The 6009-nt window shown below is 40.7% G+C and carries 7 protein-coding genes; all 7 read right to left on the reverse strand.

Going from position 1 to position 6009, the window contains the following annotated elements; translation table 11 throughout:
• The 7 genes from CYP77_RS01760 to rpmE all read right to left on the reverse strand — a co-directional run bounded on the left by CYP77_RS01760 (position 1) and on the right by rpmE (position 5988).
• Complete coding sequence (locus CYP77_RS01760) at positions 1 to 1263, reverse strand: homoserine dehydrogenase (RefSeq protein WP_103567909.1); 1263 nt, start codon at positions 1261 to 1263, stop codon at positions 1 to 3.
• Positions 1260 to 2468 (reverse strand): LL-diaminopimelate aminotransferase, encoded by a 1209-nt coding sequence (locus CYP77_RS01765; protein WP_103567910.1) that lies wholly within the window; start codon positions 2466 to 2468, stop codon positions 1260 to 1262. Before CYP77_RS01765 ends, CYP77_RS01760 begins: the two co-directional genes overlap by 4 nt.
• Positions 2469 to 2477: 9 nt before the next feature.
• Entirely contained in the window at positions 2478 to 3260 is a 783-nt protein-coding gene (locus CYP77_RS01770; RefSeq protein WP_103567911.1) for a hypothetical protein, read from the reverse strand.
• The gene (locus CYP77_RS01775; RefSeq protein WP_103567912.1) at positions 3254 to 4195 is read right to left on the reverse strand and encodes a helix-turn-helix domain-containing protein; all 942 of its coding nucleotides are present in this window, start codon (positions 4193 to 4195) and stop codon (positions 3254 to 3256) included. The genes CYP77_RS01770 and CYP77_RS01775 overlap by 7 nt, the downstream gene beginning before the upstream one ends.
• Positions 4188 to 4868, reverse strand: a complete 681-nt coding sequence (gene rlmB, locus CYP77_RS01780) for a 23S rRNA (guanosine(2251)-2'-O)-methyltransferase RlmB (protein WP_103567913.1) — start codon at positions 4866 to 4868, stop codon at positions 4188 to 4190. Before rlmB ends, CYP77_RS01775 begins: the two co-directional genes overlap by 8 nt.
• 100 nt (positions 4869 to 4968) lie before the next feature.
• Positions 4969 to 5784 carry a 16S rRNA (cytidine(1402)-2'-O)-methyltransferase gene (gene rsmI / locus CYP77_RS01785; protein ID WP_103567914.1) on the reverse strand — a complete coding sequence of 272 codons (816 nt, stop codon included), beginning with the start codon at positions 5782 to 5784 and terminating at the stop codon, positions 4969 to 4971.
• 3 nt (positions 5785 to 5787) lie between these two features.
• Entirely contained in the window at positions 5788 to 5988 is a 201-nt protein-coding gene (gene rpmE, locus CYP77_RS01790) for a 50S ribosomal protein L31 (protein WP_002942443.1), read from the reverse strand.
• Positions 5989 to 6009: the final 21 nt, after the last annotated feature.

The raw sequence follows: 6009 nt of genomic DNA on the forward strand, positions 1-6009 counted from the left end.
CTACTCCTCGATCCTCATCATAAATGGCTCTTCTTTTATATACTCTTGCTCTTTTAAAAGCTCCATCGTTCGCTTAGCATCGGCTTCCAAGCTCGTGTGCGTCGTGAAAAATAGCACGGCATACTCGCTCTCATCTTTTGGCTTTTGTAGCAAGCTATCTATCGAGAGGTTGTTTTCACTCATTAAATTTGTTATCTTTGCTAGCACACCCATTTTATCTTCGACTTTTAGCCTAAAGTAGTATTTCGTCTTTATCCTGTCGCGATCAAGCAGCTCTAAGGTGTTTAGCTCAAATGGCGCTTTGTATCCAAGCATAGGCGACTTGCTATCTCTTGCGATGTCGATAAGATCGCTAATTACTGCGCTCGCTGTTGCGTCGCCGCCAGCTCCTGGGCCATAGTACATCGTCTCGCCAACGACCTCGCCAACAACGCTGATCGCATTTGTCACGCCACTTGCCTTTGCTATCATTTTGTTTTGTGGCACAAGCGCTGGATGCACGCGTAGTTCGACCTTGCCTTCGCTTTTTTTGGCGATAGCTAGAAGCTTGATTGAGTATTCAAAGTCTTTTGCGAAAAATATATCTTCTGGCGTGATGCCTTGTATCCCTTCTATCAAGATATCTTCTGGATCGCCGTGCACGCCATAAGCGATGCTTGCTAGGATGAGAAGCTTGTGAGCCGTGTCAAAGCCACCCACGTCAAAAGTAGGATCAGCCTCGGCATATCCAAGCTCCTGCGCCTTTTTAAGTGCGTCTTTGAAATTTGATCCCTCATTCATCATCGAGGTTAGGATGTAGTTACTTGTGCCATTTAGTATGCCATTTATGCTTAAGATGTGGTTGGCGCTAAGCCCCTCCCTTAAGGCTCTGATGATCGGTATGCCACCAGCCACGCTTGCTTCAAATCCAAATGGCGTGTTTTTGGCTAAATTTTGCAAAGCATATCTGTGATAGGCAAGAAGCGCTTTGTTTGCAGTGACGACCGCTTTTTTGTGCTTTAAAATTTCACTCACCACTCTAAAAGGCTCTTCAACACCACCCATAAGCTCGACAAAAACGTCGATATCATCGCGGTTTATGACGCTATTTATATCATCAGTCAAAGGGATGCCAGCGTCTCTTTTTTTATTTAAATTTCTAACCACACCGATGACTGGCACTATCTCCTCGCCACATCTTGCTGCGATTAGCTTTTTGTTTTTTAGTAAAATTTTTGCGACCGACTCGCCAACGGTTCCAACGCCCAATATCGCTATATTCATTCAAATTCTTTCAAATATTTTTTTATATTTCTTGCTGCTTGCCTTATCCTATTTTCATTTTCGATAAGAGCTAAGCGCACATAGTCGTTTCCTCCCTCGCCAAAACCAATGCCAGGGCTAACGGCAACTGATGCCTTTGTAAGAAGCTGCTTTGAAAACTCAAGGCTGCCTAAGTGGCTAACCTTTGGTGGAAGTTTTGCCCAGATAAACATGCTGGCATTTGGCTTTTTAAGCTCCCAACCAGCCTGAGTGAAGGCCTCTATCATCACATCTCTTCTTTTTTCATAAATTTGGCGTATCTCTTCAACGCAGCTTTGATCACCGTCAAGCGCTACTGTGGCTGATACTTGTATCGGTGTAAACATGCCGTAATCAACCCATGATTTTATCTTTTTAAGTGCGGCGCAAAGTCTCTTGTTTCCGCACATAAAGCCAACTCTCCAGCCAGCCATGTTGTAGCTTTTTGAAAGAGTGTAGCACTCGACTGCGACGTCTTTTGCGCCTTCTACTTCAAAGATGCTTGGCGTTTTGTAGCCATCAAATGTAAGATCAGCGTAGGCGATATCCGAGATGACGTAAAATCTCTCTTGCTTTGCAACGCTTACAAGGCGCTCGTAAAAGCTTTTTTGCACGGTCACGGTCGTTGGATTGTGAGGGAAATTTACTACTACATATTTTGGTTTTGGTGAGCTTGCATGTATCGTCTGGATCAAATTTTCAAAAAATTTATTCTCATCTAGCTCAAATTTATCGTTGTAGTGAAGTGGCATCTTTGCTACACTTCCACCAGCAAATAAAAACGCTTGCGTGTGTATCGGATATGCAGGATCAGGCACGATAGCCACATCGCCTGGGTTTATTATGGCTTGAGCAAGATGTACAAAGCCCTCTTTGCTACCCATGGTGGCAACTGCTTCAGTTTCTGGGTCTAAATTTACGCCGTATTTTCTTTTGTACCAGTTGCAAATGGCAAGGCGGAGCTTGTAAATTCCAGCGCTGGCTGAGTAGCCGTGAGTCTTGTCTTTTTGCGCGCTTTCGCATAGTTTATCGACGATATGTTGCGGTGTTCTGCCCTCTGGGTTGCCCATAGAGAAGTCTATGATGTCCTCGCCAGCTCTGCGTGCTGCCATTTTGATCGCATTTACTTCGGCAAAAACGTAGTTTGGCAAACGCTCAATTGTATTAAATCTTATCTCATCAAACACTGTTTGCTCCTATTTTATAAGCTTGATAATTATTTCGTTTTTAATATTAGTTATGTCGTTATTGTCGCTAATTAACGCATATTTTGCGTCGTTAGCTAAATTTATGGTGTAGTTAGTTTTTATCTCGTTTTCCCTTTTTAGATCGATTTGGTTTAAGTTTTTATCATAAATTCTAACAAGCGGCACCCATTTGTTTGGCTCGTTTGAGATGATATTTAGGCTGCTTGCACCTGCTACATCTACGATATAGACGCCGCCACTTTTTACAAGCGGGGTCTCTTCATTAAAATTTACTTTTGAGGCATTTAGGCTCATATTTTTAGCATCCAGATAAAGCGCTAAATTTCCATCAACTCTATCAAATCCCATGATCTTAAAGCCGCTTTTACTAAGCGTGAAATTTAGCAAATTTGGATCTATGCCACCACTTTTTAGAGCTAAAATCCCATAAGAAATTTCATTGCCATTTTTTAGAGAATTTACTCTTGCCACGCTTATGTTTGCATCTTCAAGAGCTAAATTTATCGATTTGACAAATAGTGCTGAGGGGACTTTTTGCGTGCTTATAAATTTTAAATTTAAGCTATTTGAGCTAAAAGAGAGTGCATCGTAGTTTGAGCTTTGCTTTAGCCTTGAGACTAGCTCGCCAACGTTTATCGAGCCGTTAGTGTCTAAATTTTCTAAAGAAATTTGCAGATCTTTTCCGCTACTTAGTGCATTTGCACTGCTATTTAGATCAAAAGCGTATGAAAAAACGCTAAAAAGAAGAAATATGGCTAGTTTTTTTACCAAGATTTGCCCTTATTCATCTCGACAAACTCGTCATAAGTTAAAAATTTCATATCGCCATTTTCTACTAAAAATCTAGCTGGACGGCTTGGGTTATACTTTGTCACTTTATCGCCGATTTTAAGCTCTATGTTGCCATTTCCGCAAACGACTAGCTGCCTTTGGTCTAAATTTATATTTACACTTTTGCTTGTATCGCTTGATGTTTTTTGTCCATTTTCAAGGTTGATGATGCCTATCCAAACGCGTTGTTTTGGTGTGATGATCGCTTCATTTAGCGGTTTTGTCACATTTTGCTCTACTTTTGGAGCTGGCTGGGCTGCCATGCTAGGTTTTATGGCATTTTGATCAACGCTAGCAGGACTTACAGTCACGTTTTGCTCAGCTGGAGCTGAAATTTTCACGCTTGAAGCGTTTGCATCGATCTTTGGAGCGTTTTGAGAGATCGTTACGTTTGTATCGATTATATTTTTCTTCACTTCATTGACGATGCTTGATTGTGAGTAGCTCACGCTTGTGTTATCTTCATTTAAGCTTGCTATGAAATTTTGGACGTATTTGTAAGCGTCAAAGTAGTAAGCACCGCCAGCGATGATAGCTAAAATGATGATCCAGAAGAAAAATCCAGCCCCACCACCACTGCTTTGCCTTTGGATCGAGACATCCTCAGGTGTGTAAGAAGAAATTTTTGGGCTAACTTTTGTTTTTTTGCTCTCATCAGGCATATTTTCTTGCATGAATGCGTCGTATTCAGCGAGAAGTTCGCTAAGATCGACGCCATACTCACGCTGTAAAATTTTGGCGTAGCCTCTGATGTTTAAGCGTGATAATTTTTCAAAATTTTTGTCAAAAATGTATTGTAAAAATGTGGGTTCAATGTGCGTTTTACGCGAAATTTCCTTTATGCCTATCTCTTTTAAATTTTCTAGTTCATTCATCTATCATCCTATCACAAATTATCGCAAAAGCTGCACTTACATTTAGGGAGTCCCAGCCATCTTTTAGCTTGATACCGACGCACTCATCGCACTTTGCTAGAGCTTTTTGCGGTATGCCTTCGCCCTCTGAGCCCATCACCAAAGCCCTCTTGCCAGCAAATTTCATCTCTTTTATATTTTTGCCGTTGCTCGCCGTAGCATAGAGCTTAAAACCACACTGTTTTAGCTCGTTTAGCAGGCTAAGTCCGTCTTCAAAGATCGCTATTGGTATCTCGTAAGCAGCACCGCTACTTGACCTTAAAACGCCTTGCATATTTACACTTTTTGTAACAATAACCAGCCCTTCGCAACCTAGAGCATAGGCACTTCTAGCGATAGCACCGATGTTTCCAACGTCACTTATGCCATAAAGCACAGCGATGAAATTTAGCTTTTTGAGCTCGCTAAAGTCTGAAAACTCAAACTCACTAACGCTTGCTAAGAAGCCTTGATGGTTGCCGCCATGTGCCATCGACTGCGCCTTTTGATTATCCACGCGGATGATCTTCTTGCCTGTGCCGCAAATTTTTGAGAAGAGTTTTTTATCACACTCTTTTGAGAGATAGATCTCTTCTAGGATCTGCGGGCGCTTGTTCAAAATATGTAAAAATAGCTGTTTTCCGTATATTATCATGGTTGCTTATGGTAGCTAAAGTCAAGTAAAATTTAACTTATTTTGCTTCTAAATTTGAGTGAATTTTTGAAACTTTTTGAGAGAATTTGAGCTTTTAAATTTATGCTTTTATGAGCTGGTCGTATATCTTTTTGACATCTTCACCAGTTATTTTGCTAAGCAGTTTTGCCTTTGCCTTTGGGGCTATATCAAGAGAGATGATCTCATCTTTTGTGATGTTTTGAGTGGCTATGTTAGCACTTTTTGAGACGACAACTGCCCACTCGCCGTTTAAATTTGCTTTTTCTAAAATTTGGGCTAAATTTTTGGCTGTACCTTTAAATTTGGTCTCAAATTTTTTGGTGGCCTCTTTTATGGCAAAAATTTCTCTCTCTGGCTCTAAATTTGCGATGTTTTCTATCAAATTTAATATGCGTTTTGGGCTTTCATAGATGACAGCTGGATAGGCTAAATTTAGAGCATTTTGTATGGCTAGTGCTCTATCTCTGCCGGTATTTGGTAAAAATCCTAAAAAGATAAATTCTTTATCACAAAGCCCACTTGCCACGACGCTTAGAAGTGCGGCATTTGCTCCGCTTAAAATTTCGTATTTGATATTATTTTTTTGAGCGTATCTTACTAGGCTCACGCCTGGGTCGCTTATGCCTGGCATGCCAGCGTCGCTCATATAAGCTACGTTTTTGCTTAAAATTTCGTCACTTAAATTTGCAAAAAAATCATCTTCGTTGTGTGTGTGAAGCGGGATAAAATTTGAGATGTTTATGTTTGCGTCAAAGCGTTCGTTTAGTAGATTTACAAGGCTTTTGCAAACTCTTGTATCTTCGCAGATAGCTATCTCGCATTCACGCAAAATTTTGATCGCGCGAAGCGAGATATCTTCTAAATTTCCTATTGGAGTAGGAACAAAGTAGAGCAAGGCTTATTTTTGAGCGTATTTTTTCTTAAATTTCTCAACACGGCCAGCGCTATCAACTATCTTTTCGCTGCCTGTGAAAAATGGGTGGCACTTGTCGCAAATGTCAATTCTGATTTCGCTTTTGTTTGACTTTGTCTTAAAAGTGTTGCCACACGCGCAAGTTACGGTGCAATCTACATACTCTGGATGGATATCTTTTTTCATCATCTTTCCTTTATTATTTTG

The sequence above is a fragment of the Campylobacter concisus genome, assembly GCF_002913865.1.
Taxonomy (GTDB): Bacteria; Campylobacterota; Campylobacteria; order Campylobacterales; family Campylobacteraceae; genus Campylobacter_A; species Campylobacter_A concisus_AM.